The organism is Kitasatospora sp. MY 5-36 (genome assembly GCF_001182915.1).
GTDB lineage: Bacteria > Actinomycetota > Actinomycetes > Streptomycetales > Streptomycetaceae > Kitasatospora.
The window spans coordinates 1-609 of the sequence record NZ_LFVW01001405.1 but is presented as its reverse complement, the minus strand read 5'-3'; the positions used below and the strand labels follow the sequence as shown (position 1 = coordinate 609).

The 609-nt window shown below is 75.9% G+C and carries 1 pseudogene; it reads left to right on the top strand.

Annotated features, from left to right (window positions below):
- Positions 1 to 501 (top strand): annotated as a pseudogene (locus tag AE652_RS45990) (hypothetical protein); the annotation flags it as partial.
- Positions 502 to 609: the final 108 nt, after the last annotated feature.

Genomic DNA, 609 nt, shown 5'->3' with positions numbered 1-609 from the left:
GGTGCCGTTGACGGTGGCCTTCCACTCCGGGGCGAGGGCGCGGAGGGCGCCGAGGGCGGTGCCGAGGAGTCCGGGGTGTACGACCGGCCGGGCGCGATCCCGGCCCAGCCGAGCTCCGAGCCGGTGACCGGCGCCGTCCAGGCGGCCGCCGCCATCCAGGACGCCGAGCAGTACACGGACCCGTACCAGGCGTACCAGCAGGCCGACCCGTACAGCTACGACCAGTACGCGGCCCAGCAGCCGGTCGCCGCGCCGTACGGCGGCCAGGGCTACGACACCCAGGGGTACGACGCCCACGGGTACGGCCGGCAGCAGGGCTACGAGCAGCCGTACCAGCCCGAGCAGCAGCCGTACTACGAGGTCCACGGCTACGACGGCGGGCAGCAGCCCGAGCAGCAGCAGCCCTGGCTGCCCGGCCAGCCCCAGGGCGAGGCCCCGTACGACCCGAACGACCCCAACGGCCCCGGCCGGTACCCGCACCAGCACGGATCGGGGAGCTGACCCGCGATGAAGAAGCCCGCATTCAGGAAGAAGTCCGGCGCCGGCGAGGCCGCCGAGCCGGCCGGGCCCGCCGTCGCGGCGGAGCCGTCCGGCCCGGCCCGGACGTCC